Here is a 21,365-nt window from a genome sequence, read left to right as displayed (position 1 = left end):
TTAATAATCTATTAACTTCAAGAGCAATGTATCAATCTTAATCTGGTCATACCACTTATTATTCTATTTTAAATCCTAATTTTGTTGGTTAGTCTAAATGAAAAGTGGAAAGTTTTCGTATAAGAAATTCCTCTTAATAAGCTCTAAAAAATTCATTACATAGATGGTATTTATAAGATTAGGTGGATAATTAATCACTCAATATACTTATAAAACGATGTTCATATATTATTAAAATTAGATTCATTTTTAGTGAATTTTTTGCCAGTTTTTATTCTTTATTTTTTGAAATTTATAATATTCAGGATGCATCATGACAGAGAAATTCGTTCAAACAATATCAAGCGTTAATTATAATAAAGGTATTTTTTCTCTTTATTTTGTCGGACAAGACCAAAATAAAATGGCGAATGGGATTGTCGCCGAAAGTGACGAAGAATTAGAACTCAAGCAGGCCATACATATGCCCGCCTCAGGTTTTATGCATATGGTTTCTATGATCAAAAATATGCTTGATGACCCGAGAATGGAAGCAGAATTCGACAAGCTTATCTCTTCAGGTTTTCTTCCCGTTAGTTCCGATGAACAAGACAGTGAAGTGGATCCTGCTGAAAATGGCTGTGCAGTCACTGATGGTGTGATTGCTGATCAAAACGCTAACACTTAAAGCAATAGACAGCGTCTTCTTTGGATCAAATTATGTCCATTGAACATAAACTCTCAACACCTACTTTTAACCAAATACAAACCATGATCGGAGGCATAATGCTGCTCAGTCAGTATTCTCCTCTTCATCAGCGCTACGTGTTAGCAGAATGGCAACAGAGAATTATGCCATCCTTCGAACTCAATCAATATTGTTACTACGAAGATGAAAACCAACGTCCTGTAGCCTTTTGTAATTGGGCGTTTGTTTCTACAGAGAACCGACGATTACTTCTCAATGGCGAAAGAGAGCTCCTTGACAGTGATTGGCGATCTGGTTCGCATATATTTATGCCTGAGATGATTGCACCATTTGGTCATGCTCGGGAAGTTGTCAACGATCTAAGATCTCGGGTCTTTGCCCCTTGGCAAGGCCAAAAGGTATGTACAGTTCGGGCAAAAGTAAGTGCTAAAAATAACCGCTGTATTAGAAAAGTTCAGTGGTTCTCTATCTAAGAATTCATAGGTTCATTTATGGGAAAACCATTTTGGCGAAGTGTCGAATACTTCTTTACGGGCAACTATTCTGCTGACCAAGGAAACAATACGATTGTTGCTATCGGTTTTGGTGGACAAATTCATGCATACGGTGGTGATGATCACATTAGTTTAGGTTCCATCGGAGCAACGGTTCATACGGGTAGTGGCGATGATACGGTTGTCGGAGGCTCTGCTTATCTAAAAATTAATGACTCTAGTGGTCATCTGAAAGTGCAGGGAGCCGCTGGTTATGCAGACATTAATAAAAGCGGTGCTGGTAATGTTTCGTTCTCAGGAGCCGCGGGTGCGGTATCGATCGACCATAATGGAGACATCGGCAGCTTAGATTATCAAGGGCTTGCTGCATATAATGAACTTAATCGACTAGGTAAACAGGGAGAGGTCTCTTTTAGCGGTGCCGGAGGCTACAACCGCTTAAATCATCAAACCAATGCTGGAAGTATGGAGTATATTGGTGCTGGTGCTGGCAATAAATTGACCCGCACCTGGTTTGATCAATATCAAGAGTCTCACGGGGATATCAACTTTTCTGGTGCTGGGGTAGCAAACAATATTTATTCCAGTATCGAAGAAGGCAGCATCCACTTTTCTGGAGCAGGTGCGGATAATTATCTAGTTCGTAAAGGCAAGCAGGGCGATATCACTTTGCGTGGGGCTGGGGCATCAAACCGTATTGAACGTACTCGAAACGCACAGGACAATTACTCGCAGACGCAGGGGCATATTCTATTTCAAGGTGTCGGTGCCTATAACCATTTATATTCTGATGTCGCCCACGGTGATATCCATTTTGATGGAGTTGGTGGGTATAATAATATCGTTCGTCAAGGCCGAGGCCAAAAGGTTGCTCAATCCAGCATTGAGTTTGCTGATGCAGACAATGTGGCGTTCGGCAATGCAACAATTAAAGGAAAATGGATCACGACTGCTCGACAGGTGAAACCGCTAAAATCTGAAGTGGAAAGTAATACCTATCTTTTCGCTATTCTTGAAGATGGTTTCACTAAGGTCAATAAGGTTGTACTGGACAATGACCCTGTCAGTGGACAGTTAAATTATCTATCTACTTCTTGGTACCGAGAAGGTAACCATCTTAATAACCTCACTAATACTCAAGTTTCTCAACAAAGTGGATATACGGCAGTAGCGCAAAAGGGGGCATACGCACTCTTCGATTTGTCCGTGGAGCGTCAACAGAACTTTGAGATTCACGCTATTGAAAAAAATCTCACTGAATATGAATGGGTAACATATGGAGGGGGTACCTTAGTTGAGGCCGCCGATATTACTCTTTCTAATGCCAAGATGGGGGGATATTCAATAGGTAACCCGGTTGATGTTAAAGCCATCAAGTCTCTTAAAAAGCCCAATGCTTATATTTATGCTGTCTGGACAGGCAAACACACCAAGATAGTTGAAGTTGAACTGATTAATGATGAGAAAACTGGCGTTTTAAAATATTATGCGAGCGCTTGGTATAAGGCGGGCAATTTTACTGACAATATCCAAAATGAAGTATACTCGACCGCTAATGGATATCGCTCTATGGCTAAGGGTGGGTATTCTTTAAGTGATCTTCAATACAGCGTCAAAGCATCGCGGGTTGACTCAGAGCGTATCCTTAACCTGAGTGATAAGAAAACGCTACCATTAATTTCTTCCAATACTGCAGATAGCGACAGCTCTGGTGATGTACATTTCAAAGGTGCAGGTGCTGGCAATGTTATTCACTCAGACGTGACTGAAGGTGACGTGCATTTTTCTGGTATTGGTGCTGCAAATGTTATCTCTCATCATAGTCTAATTGGTGACACTTACTTTGCCGGTGGTGGTGGTGCCAACGTGATTGTTAAAAGTGGCCGGGAAGGGAATTTGTCGTTTAAGGGAGCCGGACTTGCGAATGTTATTGTCAATAGTTCGAGCAGCGGAATGACGGATGTTGCGGCAGGTGGTGCGCTCAATGTACTCATCAGAGTCGGTAATGGAGATTACCTTGCTCATTTGCTGGCTTACGGCAATATCTCGATTCATAAAGGCAATGGTGATAGTAACCTGATGCTTTTTGGTGGATTTAACTCTCATACCCAGATCGGTAGCGGAAAAGGTCTTTGGGTTGCCGGTGGTGGTTTCAATATTTTGACTCAAATCGGTGATGGTGGCATAAACTCGATCATGCTTGGTGGTGCCAACGCGCTCACTAAACTAGGGGCGGGTGATCTTAATGTGGGTATGCTAGGAGGCGGTAATATCCTTACCCATCTGTCTAAAGATGATGCTCCAAATAATACCAAATTTATTGCCTTTGGTGGTGCAAATGTCCTTACCAAGAAAGGGAACGGAGATGTAACGGCAATCATGGCCGGTGGCGCGAATGTGTTAACCCATGTTGGGAACGGTAGTACCACAGGTATCCAGTTAGGTGGTGCGAATATTCTGACAAAAGTCGGCGACGGCAAAACGACCGGTATTATGTTTGGCATAGGCAACGTTGTGACTCATGTAGGCTCTGGGAAAACTCTTGGCGTTATGGCTGGCGCGGGAAATATTTTCACTAAAGTGGGTCAAGGTACTTCGATTGCTGCGATGATTGGAGCAGGCAATGTGCTTACTCACATTGGTAAAGGCAATACTTGGGCCCTAATGGGGGGAATGGGTAATATCTTTACCAAAGTAGGGGATGGAGATGCCTTGGCACTAATGATCGCTGAAGCGAATGTATTCACTCATATTGGTAATGGACTGACAATAGCTCTGATGCTTGCTAAAGGTAACATCGCAACTAAGGTTGGCAATGGACCTACTCTCGGGGCAATGATCGGTAATGTTAATGTTTTCACTCATATCGGAGATGGAGCAACATTTGCTGCCATGATTGGCCAGGCGAATGTGATGACGAAAGTAGGGGATGAACTTACCGCTTCTTTGATGTTTGGCAAAGCCAATATTTCGACCCATGTTGGTAATGGGACGAGCATTGGTGTGTTTGCTGGTGAATTGAATGTCATGACCAAAGTTGGTGATGGTACCACACTTGCTGCTATGTTCGGCAAGGCGAACATTATGACTCATGTAGGGAACGGCTTAACGGGTGTCTTGGCTCTGGGTGAAGCCAACCTTGTGACCAAGGTTGGTAATGGTTTTATGGGTGTCGTTGCGGCCTCCAAGGCTAATGTGATTACTCATGTTGGTGATGCAACCACAGCTGCAGTACTTGCTGGCAAAGGCAATATATTAACCAAAGTTGGTGATGGAACTGCCGTAGGACTATTGATATCAGATGTGGGTAATGTAATGACTCACGTGGGTGATGGTACCACTTTAGGATTTGCTAAAGGTAAAGTGAATCTGATAACAAAAATCGGTGATGGCTTAGGTGTCAACGCGGTTTGGGGTGAAGCAAATGTCTTAACTCATATTGGCGAAGGTGAACGCTACACTCTTGCCAAGGGCAGAGCCAATATCATCACTAAAGTCGGAGATGGCCAAGAAACATCCGTGGTGCATGGAGACGCAAATATTATGACCCACATTGGCGCTGGTGATGACTATGTTGGCGCTTGGGGTAAAGCTAATGTTGTCACAAAAGTTGGTGATGGGAACCAAGTTGTGCTTGCAAAGGGAGAAGCCAATGTCGTCACTCACATTGGCCAAGGAGATGGCTATCATGCACTTTGGAGCAAAGCGAATATTGTCACTAAGGTTGGTGATGGGACACAAGTCACCGCGGCTAAAGGTAAAGCCAATATTACCACGGTAGTTGGAGACGGTATGAGCGTGGCAGCCTCTTATGGTGATGCTAATGTGCACACCAAGGTAGGTGATGGTCTCTCAGTCAATGTTGCATGGGGAAAATATAACCTCAATACCAAAGTTGGGGATGGTTTAAACCTCGCTGTAATGAAGGGGAATGCCAATGCCAATATTCACATGGGTGATGGGTTGGATATCAGTGCCTCTTATGCGCGAAACAATATCAATATTAAGGTTGGTAATGGTGATTCGTATTATTTAGCGATTGCATCAAGCAATACAAAAAGCCAGAAACTTTCTTCTCTATTTGAGGGGATAAAACAAACGGTACTTGGTGTCGGAGGAAGTCAGGCGATCAATTATCTTGTCCAAGGGGATGAGGCGTCGACGTCAGGTTCACGAAGAGGACGTGCTGCGATAGCCACACCAGAGATTAACCACTTGTCAGGTTTTGAGCTAGAAAGTATTGATCCCGTATCAACGGATCTGAGTTCCAGTATCCGAGGTCAAATCACTAAGGTTGAAACACCAAATTTAGAGGCGTTAAAAACGGACTTATCTATCGAGGAGCAGGATTTAAGTCATCAACCGAATTTAATCACTAATGGTGACTTTGAGTCAGGAAGTCAGGGTTGGCTGAGAACAAATGGAATAGAAGTTAGCCACTCAGCCAGTGTTTATGGCTTAGATAATTCCTCTCACGGTGATCGGGTTACCGAGCTGGATGTCTATTCGAATACTACCTTATATCAGGAAATTTCTGCTTTGAAAGCAGGAGAAGTTATCCAATTAAGCTTTGATTTTGCAAAGCGCTCGCACATTGGAGAGCAAGAGGGTATCGAAGTTTTATGGAATGACCATATCGTATTTTCGGCCTCTGATGTAAAAGATGGATGGCAACAAAAAGACCTTAAGCTTAGAGCTCAAGAAGGTACAAACCGTATTAGCTTTAGAGCGACGGGAGAGAGTAATGGTCGTGGATATATTCTCGATAATGTCATCGCAAAATCTGAGTATCTCGCACAAAACGATATATTGGAAAATCATTCCAGTGGTGATACCGCAGAAGTGTCTGCCCTGAGTGATAAGGAGCGAGCCAGTGAAGACGGGCAGCGTTTAGCAGCGGAAAAAGAGCAGCAATTAGCCAAATTAAAAAATTCTCAACGGCAGCTCGAGTCGACTGACCAAGATGCCTTATCCCAAAACGGTAGTGAGCAAAAAGCTAACCTTGAACGAGAAGCAAGGGAAGTAAGGGATGAGCTGTTTTCTATCACTGATGGCCTAGAGCAGATAGTACAACCAGATATTAATAGTCAGCCGACAGGCAATAAATGGCGCGAGAAATTTGCTAGTGGTTATCTCTCCGGAATACAAACTCAGCTTGATTCCGTTAAAGCGGAGTCGAATGAACAAATTTCTGCCGTTCAAAAAGGCCTGATTAAAAATCGCAACAAATTAGCAAATGCAGTTGTTCAATCTGAATACGGCATGATGCACAGTGAGAAGAGTCAAGCTGACGCAAAAAATAGAGTTGATCAAGTCAAAAGCCAGGCTGATACTCAGTTAATTACTGCACAAAACCATGAAAAACAGGCCAAAGAAGCCAAAAACTCGGCTCAAGATGCGGTGCAAAATGCGGACAGAGAAACGAGTGCGAAGGTTGAGCATGCAAATTCAAAAGTTGCTAATGCAATCAAAGACGCTAAATCGGTACAGCAGTCTAGTCAACCAAAACCAGCGCCACAACAACCGGATCAAATAGCTGACAAGCCCACTGAGTTAACTCAAAACAGTGGAGGTGAAACAGTCTCGACTGAGAATATCTCAGAGATTAGGCCAGATGGTCGCTTGATTCAGATGCTTGAACCCACTGAGCAAGAAGAGCTTGAAGCTGGTATGGCTGCGGTTAATCGCTTGCAAATTAATGCCGGCAGCCGTGCGTCAAAACCGCTTATTGTTGGCGATGTCGTGAGTAGAAGGCAAGCACAAGAAAGCACTGTTGTGTTAAACGATACCAAAATCGCCATTTCGCGTAGCAACCCTCTGATATCTGGACTAAAGCTTGAAGGGCTTGGTGAAGTACCTCGGGTAAACGAGGAAGCAGTGCTGTCTATTGGCAAAGTGATGGAGGTGAGAGCTTTTAAAAAGCTTGCCAATCACACTGGTAAACGCAGAGGGAAAAGTTACTACAATGTGCTGCGAGCATTGGAAAGCTATCATAGTGCAGATTCGGATTACCCAGATCAGGTTTTGACTCGGCTAACCACCCTGCGCCAACAACTACAGGGATACCTACTTGGACATTCCGATTCTGGGCGTGTTCAAGCGATGCAAACACTATTATCCCAGACGGAAATGAATCTTGAGAGTGTCGTTAACCAGCTTGATCCTGATATGGATATTGATGCGAAAGGTGAGTTTAGCCGTCTCTACGATCAACTCGGTAATGCATCCTTAAAATCAAGTGAGCACCTTTATATTGATGGTGATGGTCGTTTGAAATTAAGCAGAGACCTCGATGCTGCTATAAGCCAAGACATTACCTTAGAGCGATTACAATCAGCGGTAGAGAAGGAATATGGCACATCATTATCAGACTCTGTCTTTACCGAGCTCTCTGCTAAACAGTTAGCAAAAGATGGCAATGGCGTTGATGTGAGTGGATTAAAGAGAATTCACAGAGCACTTGAGGACAAGATTGAGCCAGTCAGTGCGACGCTGTTTGTCTGGAAACCAAGTGACCATAGTATGTATGGGCATGCGGCTTTGCAAATTGGTCGTGGTAGAGTAAATGTAGAGCCTGATGCTGATGAAATTCGTTTTTTTAACGAAGACAATTACGTCAGTTGGTGGCCAACGGGTTCTAAAGGAAAGAATCCTTTCAAAGTCGCTTCCGAGGACAACCCAGATGCAAGAGTCCGTTTTCCTGATTTGAGCCTACCGGCATCAATGGGAAGCCGACTAGAAGATGATGTCGCGTCGGAAGAAAACGATAAATTTGGTATTGATCTGGAACAGAATCAAGCCAAGAAAAGTGAGATACAAGCTGCTTTTTCGGGTAATGCTGATCTGTTTGAATCTATGAATGGGCCTTACGCATCTTTTTTGTTGATGAGTCCTGAACAGTTGGAAAAAAGTGGTATTCCATCGGAAGTATCAGCGCCTTACATCGAGCAATGGAGTGATCCGCACAATGATATGAGCGAAGTTGGTGAGAGGTTTGCTGATGCAATAAGAGCGTATGCCAAAGAGCTTAAAGATCCCAGCTATATTTCTGATTTGTTGAAAAGAAGTATGCAAGATGCCTTCGAAGCTATCCATACATTTAAAAATACCGAAGCGGACAACGGCCGAGTTTTTCGTATCCATCTAGAAGGGTTAGATGCTGGTGCGATGCAAGCAGAGTGGGCGAAGATCAGCACTAATCCTAATGCACGCTACCAACTCATGACTCAAAACTGTTCCTCGCTGGTCGCAAGAGTTCTCAATGCGGGGGGAGCGAATAAACTACTTGGGCGAAATTCACTTTCGAAGCAGCCAAGTTTTGGAGTTTGGACTCCTAAAAAATTGTTTAAATTTGGGCAAGATCTGCAACAAGCTCAGCTCAAAAAAGTGGCAGAGTCTTCAGTATCTCAGAATACTCCTCTCAAGAAGGTAGATAGGGACTTACTTTCACATACCGAGAGTCAGAGTGTATTGACTCGCTTTTTTCAAAAACGAGTGTTTGGCACGCAAGATGAGCGAAAACAAGTTAAGGATTCAACACGTTTGATCTTGAGCAATGCTATTTCCTCTAATGAGGCTGAAAAAGTAACTATCAATGGTCATGTGGGCAGACTGGCTGGGTATTACCACCACAGTCACTCGCAAAGTCAGGATAAAGAAAATGCTGTAACAGCGCAGAAAAAGGTCGTGCTATTTCTTCATGGTCCAGGAGCTTCTGCAGAAGAACAAGCATTATTAGTCCGACGACATTATGCCAAGCTTAATGTGGATGTGATGGCTGTCAATATGCGTGGTTTTGGAGCAAGTGATGGCGTTCCAAGTGAACAAGGCTTTTACCAAGATGCTCGCAGCATGTTCCGTTATTTGATCAGTGAACGTGGTATTAAGCCGAGTAATATTATCCTTCATGGCTACTCTACCGGGGCACCTGTAGCGGCAAACTTGGCCCGTTATGCAGCGCAGAACGATCAACCTGTCTCGGGTCTGTTGTTGGACCGTCCTATACCAAACATGAGCAAAGCTGTCGCCTCTATTGATATTGCTAATCCGGCGGGTATCGTTGCGTCGGTTTCAAAAGCGGTAATGGGACAATTCTCTTTGCAAGAGAATATGACAGGCTTATCGAAAAGCACTCCGGTTATGTTGTACACAGATAAAGGTATACTTGGCGACCAAGGTGAAAAAATTCGTCACAAGCTCATTGAATCGGGGTTCCATGTTTCAGGTGAGCAAACGAACTTTGGTCATCAAGCTACGGGGTTGCTTATAAAAGAACATGCAAGCGAAATTGTTGACTATCTTTCATTGGCCAACGTTCTGACTGAAGATGAGTTGAAACGGGATGTGATTCGACTTCCCCTCGCTGAAATATTAGATAAGGTGGTGAGAAGTCTTGGAAAATCCTCGACAGCGATGATGGAGTCTGGCTTTTATAATCTGAGGACTCATGAGGCGAACAGCCATGAGGTTAAAAGAGACTGGGCCCAAACGCTTTCAGCGATTAACACGATCAGAAATCTGTATTTTCCTAACGATATGCAGCGCTACTTTGATGCGTTAAAGGAGAAAAGGGTTGGTAACTGTGGAGACAGGGCCCTATACGCGGCGCACTTAATCATTAATCAGTATGGCTACAAAGGTGAAGTTGAAACGCTGCGGTTGGCAGGCTCTGGCGATCATGTTTTTGTTAAAGTAGGAGGAAACTCTGAATCCGCCAAGATCGTCGACCCTTGGACAGGGCAATACTATCCGTTCAGTGAACTTAATACTTTTCTGTACAACCCTAATAAAGACAAAGTTCTAGTGCATCGCTCCTTTGATGACCTAAAGCAATTATTTGAAGGGTTGTTACCGGCTGAAGCAGGGCGAGCAGGATTTAGAGAGGAGCGTTATAATTCGCGCGACTTTACTTTAACGCCACTCGCTGAGCGTGAAAACGTTAAGCTTGGTATTCCTGAACACGACCAAAAGACGTTTGCGGAGATTGCAGAACGAGAAGACGTAATTATTGGTCTTAGACCGATCGACGAAAAGTCTAAATCTTTGATTGCGTCAAAACAATATAGTAGCAAGGGCCTGATGGTCAAAGCTAAAAGTGCTGATTGGGGGCCAATGTCCGGTTTTATTCCTGTTGAACAGTCTTTTGCTAAAGCATCAGCAAGAAATAATCTTGAACGATTTAATCATCTTGCTCAACAAGCGCTTAGTTCTGGGCATGCCGTAAGCGTTGATCTTATCCTTGAGCAATCACGAGTCAATGAATTAGTCGATAAATTCCAAGCCATGACGCGACCTAAATGGGATCCACAAACGGGGCTCTTCAAGACACGCGCATTGATGGGAGGAGAAGTTGCGGACCAAATAGATTTTTATCTTCAGCAAGTCACTGTCGATGGTGTATCTCGTTGGCAGGTATTTGAAGCTCCGGGTAAACCGATGCAAGTGATGGGGAATCCAGATTCTCGTCTACCTATGACGGCAGACTACGATCTTTTCACAGTCATGCCCTCAATTCGTGATTTAGGACCGCAAGATAAAGTCAAACAACCTATTAGTTGGCAAGAATGGAAAGAAAGCGTTGACTATACCGAGCTATCAAAAAAACAAAAAGCCATGTATGACAACGAGACCCTATACAACCGTAAGGATGGCGAAAGTTTAGGAGTGTTGAGCGATCGGATAAAGACGCTTAAAGATATTATTAATACAGGTTTGGGCCGAGAAGAAGGCTATGAAATGGTTCACCATGGTGCCGATGATGCCAACTTTTTTAGCGTGATGGGAGATAACTTTCCTGCTGCGTTCTTTTTACCGAGGCGTTTATTTGCAGAAAGTGGACTCGGGGCTGGAAGAGGCTCAATTCAAGACTACTTTAACGTCAATGATCAAGGTGCTGTCGTTATTCGCTCAGCACAAGAGTTTTCAAACTTTCAGCAAGTGGCGATTAACGCTAATTACCGAGCAGCACAAAACAGTCAATGGAATAAGGGCTTAGAAGATCCACTCTTTACCACTAAGCGCAAGTTGTCTCACGATTATCTCAATGCAAGAGATGAATTGGCGAAACGTTTTCAAAAACCAAAAGAAATTGGGCTTGAGTCTTTGGGGCCGAAAAGAAAGCCAGGTTTGAAGTTAAATATTGATACGTCAATGACACCACTTGAGCGAAAGAAACGAGAGTACCAACAGCAAGGACTATTAGTCGCTTCAGGGTCTTTTGGTCTTGTATTACGCGACCCGAATGATAGCAGCGTACTCATCAAATACCTTGGCAAAGCTCATAACTCAGCTTTGGCGGAGGCTGAATTCTTCAACCAGTTCTATGGTGAAGACAGTGCCAGCGTATATCGAGATGATAATGGTGAAGTGTTTATTCGAATGCTCAAAATACCGGGTACGCCTGTTTCTGAATTAGCTGTACAGGATATTCCCAACAATGCCCAGCAACTGTACTTAAACATGATTTCAGATTTAAGTGATGCCAACATTTACCATCGCGACTTAAATTTAAGTAATGTTATGTACGATGCTGAGAGTCAGCGGTTTTGGCCGATTGATTTTGAGACAGCAGAGAGCTTTGAATCTGGTGAGCAGTTCAAAAATTATCCCAATGACGCGCAAATGTTCGAGAAAAGTTTGCACGCACTTGCTCAGCAAAAACTAGAGGGCCTTCAGTCGAATAAGGTCAACAGAAGTGATGTCACCTCATGGCAACAAGCTGAAACGCCTGCGGTGGATCATAGTGCTGAGAGTCGTTTCGATGGCCATGTTGTTATTCAACTTGAAGATGACCCTGTGGTTACCAAAGCGGCTGCAAATTTAGCGGGTAAATATGCCAGTAGCAGTGTTGTTATTCAACTGGATGAGAAAGGGGGTTATCGAGTTGTTCATGGCGATGCAACAAAATTCTCTGGCTTTTTACGTTGGCAAATTGTCGGCCATGGGCGAGAGTCTTCTGATGTTAATCATAGCCAAATGAGTGGTTATAGTGCTGAACAATTGGCGACACACTTAGCAAAGTTTGAACGAGAGTTTAAGAAGGTTGAAGGTGTTTCGTTAAAACCAGATTACATAAGCATGGTAGGTTGTTCTTTAGTGAGTGATGACAAGCAGCAGGGTTTTGCCCATCAATTTCTGACGTCGCTAGATAGTGAAGGAATAAGAGCGGATGGATCAGCCAGAAGTGTGGATGTTGCAATTGGTCAGGATGGTCGCAAATACACTTTAACCGATGGTCAACAATGGACGCGTAAGCACACAGATCATAAGGTGGTATTAAACTGGGGAGCGAATGGAGAGCTTACTACCCATCAACAAGCGATAAAAAACGGTATCGCAATCGGAGACATTGATATTAATAAAATCGGTGTGCGTGAGAGCGACTATAGATTAAATGGAGCAATATCAGCCAACCGAGAGATCTTTTCCGCACCTGCTAGGCAGCCAAAGAATAAGATTGCTGTCTCTGCTAGTGCATCAAATCAACTAAGTTATTCGGGTAATATTCAAGTTAATGTTGGTGATGGTGAATTTACTTCTATAAATTGGGGAACCTCTAACCTCGGAATAAAAGTGGGGACAGGCGGCTTTAAATCACTGTCTTTTGGTGATAACAATGTCATGTTACATATTGGTGATGGTGATAGTAAACACAGCGTAGACATAGCGGGATACACTGCTCTTGAAGGAGTTCAAGCATTTATCGGCAATCGAAATGTAAGCTTCAATATGGGCCGTAGTAATGATGTCATCTTTATGATGGATAAATCTATACCAACGCCTCCGCTTATCAATCCATTTGATGGATCTGCGCGCATTGCTAGTGTCTTACAATCTCTTGCTGGATCAAGCGATGGTAATGGTTGGCTTGCTCAGCAAGATCAACAGTGGAATCTCTCGGGAGCGAAGAAGTTTGTCAATGATATGTCTGGGATTGATCTCAGCAGTAGTGTTGACTATTCGACACTGACCGAACTCGATGCTCATAATCAACGCAGTAGCCGAGGTCTAAAGTACGATGCAGAAGCAACGTTAAATAAGAAATATAATCAGTGGTTGTCGAAGTCAGGTAATCAGGCTCAATCGGGTTTGAGTCGTGCTGATAAATTGCGCCAACTCAATGACAAATCAGCATTTAACCTTGCAGTTGCGGGAGAAGGTGCAGATATTCAGGTTACTACGGGCAATTGGAACTTCATGTTTGGTGATAATATTCAGTCGATTCTGGATACCAATATAGGTTCTTTGTTCGGTGCTATGACTCAGCAGTTTTCTGCAACAGGGCAAGCAAGAGCAACCTTTACTTATCAACCAGCAGATCTACCGCGTCAGCTCAAAAATCGTTTGTTAGGAAGGCTCGCTGGGCTAACGAGTGAAACGACACTAGGCGATATTTTTGGTGTTGACTATAGCCCCAGTGGACAACTGATTTCTCGAACCGGTGAACCGATAGATACTGTCGCGACTTTGCGTGAAATAATTGAGGTTATGGCTGAATTTGGTGGTGAACAGCTCAAATCTTTTGCCGACCCTGCGAAATTACTAAACCAATTGAAGTCAGGTATTGATATGGGTGCGGATGGCATCAAATCATTTGCCACGAGTCATGGTTTGCAGCAAAGAACGTTGGAGGAAGAACATTCGAATGTGGGAGATGGCCTGGCTTCAGTCAAGTCTGTGGCTGAATCCGATACTTCTGAGGATCGTACCTTTGGTTTTAACGCGCTCAATTTACCCAATCTATTTGCCACGATCTTTGATCAAGAAAAGCAAGCAGAGATGACATCATTAGCGGAAAACCTCAAGAAAAACCTGAGTGAAGATGTGCTTAATATAAAAGAACAAACCTTTGATTTCTTGCGCTCAAGTGGTCATTTGAAAGGTGATGGTGATATGCATGTATCTTTGGGTAACTACAATTTCAATTGGGCTGGTGATGGTCAGGATTTGGGCGCTTACTTAGGAGATAATAACAACTTCTGGGGTGGGCGTGGACATGATGTCTATTATGCCACTGGCATATCCAATATATTCTCGGGTGATGAAGGTAATGATACTGGTGTAATGATGGGCCGAGAAAATATGATGTTCGGTGGAGAAGGCAATGACACAGCGGTGGTCGCTGGACGCATAAATCATGTTTTCCTTGGCTCGGGTAGTGATCAAGCTTTCATTTTTGGTGAAGGTGGTGAAGTCGATATGGGATCTGGTTTCGACTATCTAGTAACCAGCGGAAATTTTAATCGCGTGGATGCCGGGAGTGGTCAAGATTACTCGGTGACCATAGGTAGTAACAATCAAATTTCACTGGCTGAAGGAGATGATTTTGCGCGTATTTTTGGTAATTACAACCGCTTAAATGCAGGGACAGGGAATGATGTAGTAAAACTGATGGGCTATCATGCAGCACTAAACGGTCAAGAGGGTAATGATCATTTGATTGCTGCTGCTATGTCTAAATTTAGCCACTTTGACGGAGGTAAAGGAAGAGATCTTATGGTGCTTGGTGGTTACCAAAATACCTTCAAAGGTGGAGAGGATACCGACAGTTTTGTGGTCAGTGGGGAGGCCATTGATGTCTTTGTCGAGGATATCCGAAGGGATGACAAAATTGTCTTCAATGATGTTGATTGGCATCAGTTATGGTTTAGGCGCAGTGGTTATGATTTGGAACTCTCCATTATTCGAGACATTGAGACGGTGAGTTCACAAGGTCAGTTTGAGACTACCGGCAGTGTTCTTTTTGCAAATTATTTTGATAATAATAGAGCCGATATTGTCCTATCAATGAGTGATACCGATGACTCAGGGCAAAGTGAATATACCGCTTTAACAGATAGCGCAGTCGATACTTTGGTGCAAGCTATGAGTAATTTCGAGCCAAAGGTTGGAGCAAATGGCTTTATGGATAGCTTTGATGTTCACAGTCAAGAACAAGTGATCAGTGCTTGGAGTGATGTTGTTTCTGGCAAAACTCACTTTACCTAGGGGCTGTTGACCTTTTTAATAAAAAAGCCGCTCATGGACAGCGGCTTTTCTCCTGATATAGAAATTATTATTCTTTTGGCTGACTCAGGATTTAGCAGGTAATTGAGAGAAGTGACTTGATCAGAGCTCAGTGTAAAACTGTATCTCGACTTCTTGTTCCAAAAGCCCCTCAATATTATGGAGCAGATTTAAAAAATAGGGCTGACGGCAATGTTGGTCAAAAGCGTTTTGGCTTGCAAATTGCTCTTGAAACATGAAGATATTTGGTTGCTGATTATTATTAAGCAAGACATATCGAATGCACCCCTCTTCTTGTCGAGTGGGCTCTAACATAGCCTTTAGGTGTACCTCTAATGTGTCTCTGTGTTCTGGTTTCGCTTGGAATGTCGCAGTTAAATTGATCATATTTTTGCTCTTTTTTGGCCTAATTGTAGAGAAACGATAATCCGTTTTCCGGAGGCATCAATTTGGGTGACGCTACTTTGCACAGAATATACAAAACTCAGATAACTTGGTGGTACATGAGTACGACAATACCAATTTAAAAAGGGCTTGGTGACTTCGGTTGGCTCAAGTAGATCAAACAAGAGCAGCGCAGTAAAGAAGTGAAGTTGTTAATTTCATCATTATATGTCAGGGCTTCAGTGTAAATGGTACTAATAAATTTTGGTACAGAGACACCTTGCTCTTTAGCCATTTGTTCAAGAACTTGCCAAAATTTAGCCTCAAGTTTGATGCTAGTGGCATGACCATCTATGCGAATTGAGCGAGCAATGATTTGATAGTTTTCAGGTGGTTGATTAGAAAAAATTTCACACATAACATCTCTCGGAAACGGTCTATTGAAGAGCCAGTTTATGTCTTGTATCTCAACCAATCAATATTTTACTTAGTATACAAACAACTTGGTAAGAGTCGACTATTACGCTGCGTTATTTTCCTTGAACTCAACACTGTGTCATCGCTCTGAATCCTGCATTATATATACCTAAGTAACTTAAAGTTAGGTATTTTTGATATGGAAATGACTTTTAGAATGACTTGAAATTAGGCAAATCTTCCTTTTCTTTGAATAAATTCGATTTTATATCCGTCAGGATCCGTGATGAAAAAGAAAGTAGCAAGTACCTCACTTTGATGATGAAAGGTGGTCACTTCGGAGGGTTTGGTATTAAGTGCTGCCATTTTTTTATGAACACTTTCAATATCATCAACAGAAACAGCAATATGCCCATAACCATCACCATGAGTGTATTCTTGGTTAATATTGTGGTTATAAGTAAGTTCGAGTTCAAAGTCGGAGGAGTCATTTCCTAAGTAGGTGAGAGTAAAGTCATCAAAAACATATTGATTTTTCACTTTTAGTTCTAAAGTTTGGTCATAAAATGCTAATGATTTGGTGAGATCACTCACACGTATCATAGTGTGGATCAATTTTGTCATCTCGCTCTCCTTATGAGCTTAAAAGAAAAAGCATAAAGAGATAAACATGATAAATGGTAGTACTCAGGTACGACGTTACTCAAATCAGTTTTATTGATAACGGAGCTCTTGTTTCAACCAGTTACGTAATGTTAGGACATGCGGATTTTTGAGTTTTTCTCTTTGGCATGCAAAATAAAAATCTTGGTAAGGATTCTGCACAGCTTCTCCGACTTCAACAAGAGAGCCATGTTCAACATCATCTCGAATAAATTGTCTGTGGGTGACGAAAACGCCTAGTTTACGAATCGTTGCCTGCATTGCTTGGATAGATGCTGAAAAGCTCAGATTGTTGACTGAATTTGGTAAATCAATTTGGTGGTGTTGACACCAAATTGGCCAGTCGTGCTTTCGTCTCTCATTAGTGGCAATGATCGCTGGATATTGATTCAGAAGCTGTTCGGGAGTGGTCGTTTGGGTAACCAGTTCTGGGCTAGCGACCATGACCAACTCATCAGGTGCAAGTAACTCGCAGTAATAATCCTGCCAGTCATCTGTTTTTCCGTGAATAATTGCAACATCAACGCCTTCACTCTCCATCATAAAGCTACCAGTTAGATTTGATATGCGAATATCAAGGTCTGGTGCGAATTGGTTAAAGCGGTTTACTCGAGGGATCCACCAGTGCATAGCCAGTGAGTTAACCATATTAAGTGTTAAACGCTGGTTATGGGTACTATCGATTATCTGTTGTGTTGCTATAGTTATCTGTTCTATGGCAGGTGCCACTTGCTCGTAATAACGACGACCAGAAGCATTTAGAGTGACAGTCCGCCCTATTCGGATTAAAAGTGCTTGCCCTAGCTGGGTTTCAAGAGACTTTATGGCTTGGCTGACGGCTGAGTGACTCACATTGAGGATCTTCGCTGCATCTGTCATGCTTCCTGTTTCAGCAACAGTAATGAATGAATAAATTGATTTAAGAGGTGCTATTTTTTTCATATGTAAGTTTTTCTTACTAAACTCGTCAGTTTTAATCGTTTTTATTTTGCCTCCCTAATTATTAGACTTAATAGTATATCCAAACACCTTGAAGTCACTTGGATATAAGTTAGGAGGCGTTATGTCCAAACAGTACTATCCAGTTTTATTTATGCTATCTTCAACGTTCAGTCTGTCATTAACTGGGCTATTTTCCAAATATTTAGGTGAATACTTCCATGTCAACCTATTAACTTTTCTTCGTTTCCTAGTGCCAGCAATTTTGCTGATCGCTCTGTCAATCCACCAAAAAGCTCGATGGCCAAATCGGGCTGAGCAAAAATATCTTTGGTTGAGATCCGTTTGTATTTCGGCTTGTCAGTTCTGTTTTATCTATGCTTTACAGCATTTAACGCTGGTGGAGAGCATGGTGTTATTTGGTACTGGACCCTTGTTTATCCCTTTGTTAGAAAAATTAATATTTTCGGTGAGGATCAGTATAGCAAATGCGATGGCACTTGTTGTTACGTTTATAGGTGTAACACTGCTAGCCGGAGACCACGGTGGGTTTAATATTAGACCAGAACTCCTAGTAGGTTTGGCAGCAGGCTTTTTCAACGCTGGCTCTCAACTGACTCTATATCGCGTCAGTCATAGTCGATTAAACGCGGTTGAAATTAATCTATGGACATTCTTATTTGCTTCTGTTGTTTTAACCCCGATGGTGATAGTCAATTTGACCACAGAAGAGCTCTTTACCCAAAAGATAACTCAACCCGAAATACTCGTCCTTGCATTAGGGGCGCTTTCTGTATTGATTATCAACACTCAGGTGTTTCGTGCCAAAGCTTACAAGTTTGCCCAGTCTGGCTCGCAATTAGCACCACTTATTTTTACGAGCCTTATCTTTAGCGCTTTATGGCAGGTAATTTTTTATGATGAAACTTATAACTTCTATCAAATCTTTGGTTTAGTTTTGATCCTTGGAGCGAATATTCTGGGGCTTTCGGTGAACCAATGGAAGCAGCATCGGGACCTTTCGGTAAGGGCGTTGTGAGACGCTCATTACTCTGAATTTTGCTCGAATACTAATAAATCGCTCTAAAGGTAAGATTTATCCTTTCATCAAAAACACGCTTAGTTTTGGGCAAGCTGTGCTTCCAGTAATGCTGCATTTCACCAGCCATAACCAATAAACTACCATGGGTAAGATTGATGTTGTGTGTCTGTTTTGTTTGTATATGTTTCAAGGTGAATCGTCGAGTAGCCCCCAAACTTAGTGATGCTATTGTCGGGTTTTTTCCTAATTCTGGCTCATTATCTTGATGTGCTCCCATAGAATCTTGCCCATTTCGATATAAATTCAGAAAGACACTATTAAAAGCTTGCTCTGCAACCGACTCACAGCGTGATTTCATCTCCTGCATTGGCTTGGTAAGGGGTTTTGATGACATGGTTAGCCCAGAATAGGTATAAGGTTTATCACCATACCAAGCTTGTAAGCGAGGCTGAGCAATTAGACGGCCAAACATTTTGATTTCTTCTTGAGACCAAGAGACATGGCTTTTTAGGTGGGCCATTAACGTATCGGCTTCGTTGATTGATAAAAAGTCATCAATCATAAGTAATCGGCCATTGGGTAAATCAATCCATTGCTTTTGAACGTTGAGCTCACTAAGTAAGGTCAAGGGTTATTCTCCATCATGTATCTCATGTCTCCATTGATATGTATTGAGTCTTTGTGCAGATCATAACATGAAGTTTGGTTGCGAATTTTAGCGATCGATAGGGAAGGGTGAGTTGTCTTGCTTTACATACGTCGTTACCGATATTCAACGTAGATGACTAGATTTTTAAATCGTTGCCTTGCCTGTCAAGCAAGTTACTTTCGCTAAACCTAGCCCTTTGAGACTACTTGGATATAAAAATGCCCTTTATCTCTAATACTTTTAGGTTAAGAGAGAAAGGGCACTTTATTGAGTGGGTTTAATGTACTTGAGACTTTAAGTACTCTCCCAGCTCTGAGTGATGCATCATTTTTGAAACTGGGATTATCTTCTCAGCAGGTCCCCAAGCAAACACATTAACGGGTGTATGGGTATGCGTGCCTGTGCCCCAGACAATATTTTGGCTGGTGGCTTGCTCTCTAGCGAGAAGATTGCCGCGATCGTTATAAGGGAAAAAAGCATCAAAATCATTTATAGCTGGTATGCTTTCAGCCGATAAATACTTGTGGCTCGCTAAACGGTAAGGGTTAGGTTTACTTTTCAGAACATTGGCAGCCTGTTGGGCAGTGATAGGGAAGGCACTATTACTATTAACAATTTCGGCAAATTTTTCTGCTGTTTGCTGTTCTTTTTCAAGTTTTTGGAATGTGCTGACCATTTGATAGTAGCTCTTTTTTTGAGCATATAAACCGTCTAGTATATCAAATGAACCAAAATTAAAGTTTGGTGCATAGTCTTGCTTGGTGAATGCTGAACCAAGACGTTTCTGCGGTTTCGGTAAGTTTTGAGATGAATAACTAAAGCCAAATGACCCTGTCTCGTGATCAGCTGTGACAATGATAATGGTGTCGTCTCGACCTTTTGCCCATTGGTAGACTGTATTTATTGCTTCGTCGAATTTTATCATCTCATGCAACATAGTTCCGACATCATTGCTGTGCCCAGCCCAATCAATTTGTCCACCTTCAACCATAAGAAAAAAACCATCTTCGTCTTTCGAAAGGATGGATAAGGCTTTATCCGTCATTTCTCTCAGAGAAGGCTGGGTTCGGTCGGTGCTATTTTTTTTATTACTATAGGTAATACCATCGTCCATCCCTGAATAGGAAAAGAGTCCGAGTAGTTTATTGCCTTCTACTTTATCTAACATCTGACGGTTAAATGCCAACTGATACCCAGCAGACTGAGCTTCAGTGAGGAGGTTTCTCTCATCCTTACGCTTTGATTTAAGATATACGTTGCCTTGAGTCAGTAACTTGAGTTGTTCGTATGTCTCCCCCTTCTCGTTTGTTGACTTAGGGATCCAGTGGCGTAAGCCTCCAGATAACATCACATCTACTCCAGTGGATAGCATGTCCGAGGCAATATCATTTTCAAGTGAGCGATGTGGTTGGTGAGCAGCAAAAGAGGCGGGTGTTGCATGAGTTAAGCGAGTGTCAGATACCAATCCAGTTGCTTTGCCTGATCTCTTGGCTTTTTCAAGTACTGTTTCTATGGTGTTTCCCTGAGAATCAATGCCTATGACTTCAGAAGCGGTATAAACGCCGGTTGATAGCATGGTGGCAGAACAAGCTGAGTCAACGACGATGGCATCTTCTGGATGGGTCAAAGATGAACCTATGACACCTTCATTAGCCAGTTTGAACAGTGCGGTCTTATTCCCTTTATAGATAGAGTGCGGCGCTTGATTCGCATAAGTTTCTAATAATCCAACCTGTTGTGGACCCATTCCATCACCAATCATCAAAATCACATTTTTTATTTCTGCAGAAATAGCATTGAAAGAAAGAACAGAAGTTGTGACTGCCGTAACTATTGGTTTTATATAACGCTTCATTAAAGTGTCCTTATTTATAAAAGCGAACTGATTTAAACATCAATTTGTTTCATTGATATTTCTGTTATGTTTCATTGGCGTTTCAAATTTTGTGGGGTAGAGAGAGTTTAGCTCATAGATGAAGTGATTATTTTATTTTTAGATCTATGATTTTTCGATTGAATTGGTACTAACTCGAGCTTTATTTGTTTTCGCAGCTCTTAATATCTTGAGTTTAATTGACTTATTTA

The 21,365-nt window shown here is 42.3% G+C and carries 10 protein-coding genes; 4 read left to right on the top strand and 6 right to left on the bottom strand.

Translation table 11 applies throughout. The annotated features are described in order from the left end of the window. Positions 1-313: 313 nt before the first annotated feature. Genes rtxH through rtxA form a run of 3 tightly spaced genes read left to right on the top strand, consistent with a single transcriptional unit; the run spans position 314 to position 15,168 of the window. Positions 314-667, top strand: a complete 354-nt coding sequence (rtxH, locus tag RH40_RS19750) for a protein RtxH (protein WP_009603497.1) — start codon at positions 314-316, stop codon at positions 665-667. Between the two features lie 32 nt (positions 668-699). After that, entirely contained in the window at positions 700-1,161 is a 462-nt protein-coding gene (gene rtxC, locus RH40_RS19745) for an RTX toxin-activating lysine-acyltransferase RtxC (RefSeq protein WP_009603496.1), read from the top strand. A gap of 18 nt (positions 1,162-1,179) precedes the next feature. Continuing rightward, complete coding sequence (gene rtxA / locus RH40_RS21125) at positions 1,180-15,168, top strand: MARTX multifunctional-autoprocessing repeats-in-toxin holotoxin RtxA (RefSeq protein ID WP_009603495.1); 13,989 nt, start codon at positions 1,180-1,182, stop codon at positions 15,166-15,168. A 120-nt stretch (positions 15,169-15,288) separates the two neighbouring features. Here the strand turns inward: rtxA and RH40_RS19735 are convergent, their stop codons facing one another. The 4 genes from RH40_RS19735 to RH40_RS19720 all read right to left on the bottom strand — a co-directional run bounded on the left by RH40_RS19735 (position 15,289) and on the right by RH40_RS19720 (position 17,592). Beyond that, positions 15,289-15,573 (bottom strand): putative quinol monooxygenase, encoded by a 285-nt coding sequence (locus RH40_RS19735; RefSeq protein WP_009603494.1) that lies wholly within the window; start codon positions 15,571-15,573, stop codon positions 15,289-15,291. 136 nt (positions 15,574-15,709) lie between these two features. Continuing rightward, complete coding sequence (locus RH40_RS19730; protein WP_009603493.1) at positions 15,710-15,988, bottom strand: ribbon-helix-helix domain-containing protein; 279 nt, start codon at positions 15,986-15,988, stop codon at positions 15,710-15,712. Positions 15,989-16,215: 227 nt separating this feature from the next. Continuing rightward, positions 16,216-16,611, bottom strand: coding sequence for a VOC family protein (locus tag RH40_RS19725; protein ID WP_009603492.1), 396 nt, complete (start codon positions 16,609-16,611; stop codon positions 16,216-16,218). A 90-nt stretch (positions 16,612-16,701) separates the two neighbouring features. Further along, positions 16,702-17,592 carry a LysR substrate-binding domain-containing protein gene (locus RH40_RS19720; RefSeq protein ID WP_009603491.1) on the bottom strand — a complete coding sequence of 297 codons (891 nt, stop codon included), beginning with the start codon at positions 17,590-17,592 and terminating at the stop codon, positions 16,702-16,704. A 121-nt stretch (positions 17,593-17,713) separates the two neighbouring features. Here RH40_RS19720 and RH40_RS19715 point away from each other — a divergent pair, with 121 nt between their 5' ends. Continuing rightward, on the top strand, positions 17,714-18,628 hold the full coding sequence (locus tag RH40_RS19715; protein ID WP_009603490.1) for a DMT family transporter: 915 nt from the start codon (positions 17,714-17,716) through the stop codon (positions 18,626-18,628). Between the two features lie 31 nt (positions 18,629-18,659). Here the strand turns inward: RH40_RS19715 and RH40_RS19710 are convergent, their stop codons facing one another. Further along, positions 18,660-19,259: an alpha-ketoglutarate-dependent dioxygenase AlkB family protein gene (locus RH40_RS19710; RefSeq protein WP_009603489.1), complete on the bottom strand. Its 600-nt coding sequence runs from the start codon at positions 19,257-19,259 to the stop codon at positions 18,660-18,662. 298 nt (positions 19,260-19,557) lie between these two features. Further along, the gene (locus RH40_RS19705) at positions 19,558-21,135 is read right to left on the bottom strand and encodes an alkaline phosphatase (RefSeq protein WP_009603488.1); all 1,578 of its coding nucleotides are present in this window, start codon (positions 21,133-21,135) and stop codon (positions 19,558-19,560) included. Positions 21,136-21,365 lie beyond the last annotated feature (230 nt).

Source organism: Vibrio caribbeanicus ATCC BAA-2122 (assembly GCF_000165125.1).
GTDB classification, from domain to species: Bacteria; Pseudomonadota; Gammaproteobacteria; order Enterobacterales; family Vibrionaceae; genus Vibrio; species Vibrio caribbeanicus.
The sequence above is the reverse complement of the archived record's forward strand: the minus strand, read 5'-3'. Positions and strand labels throughout refer to the sequence as shown.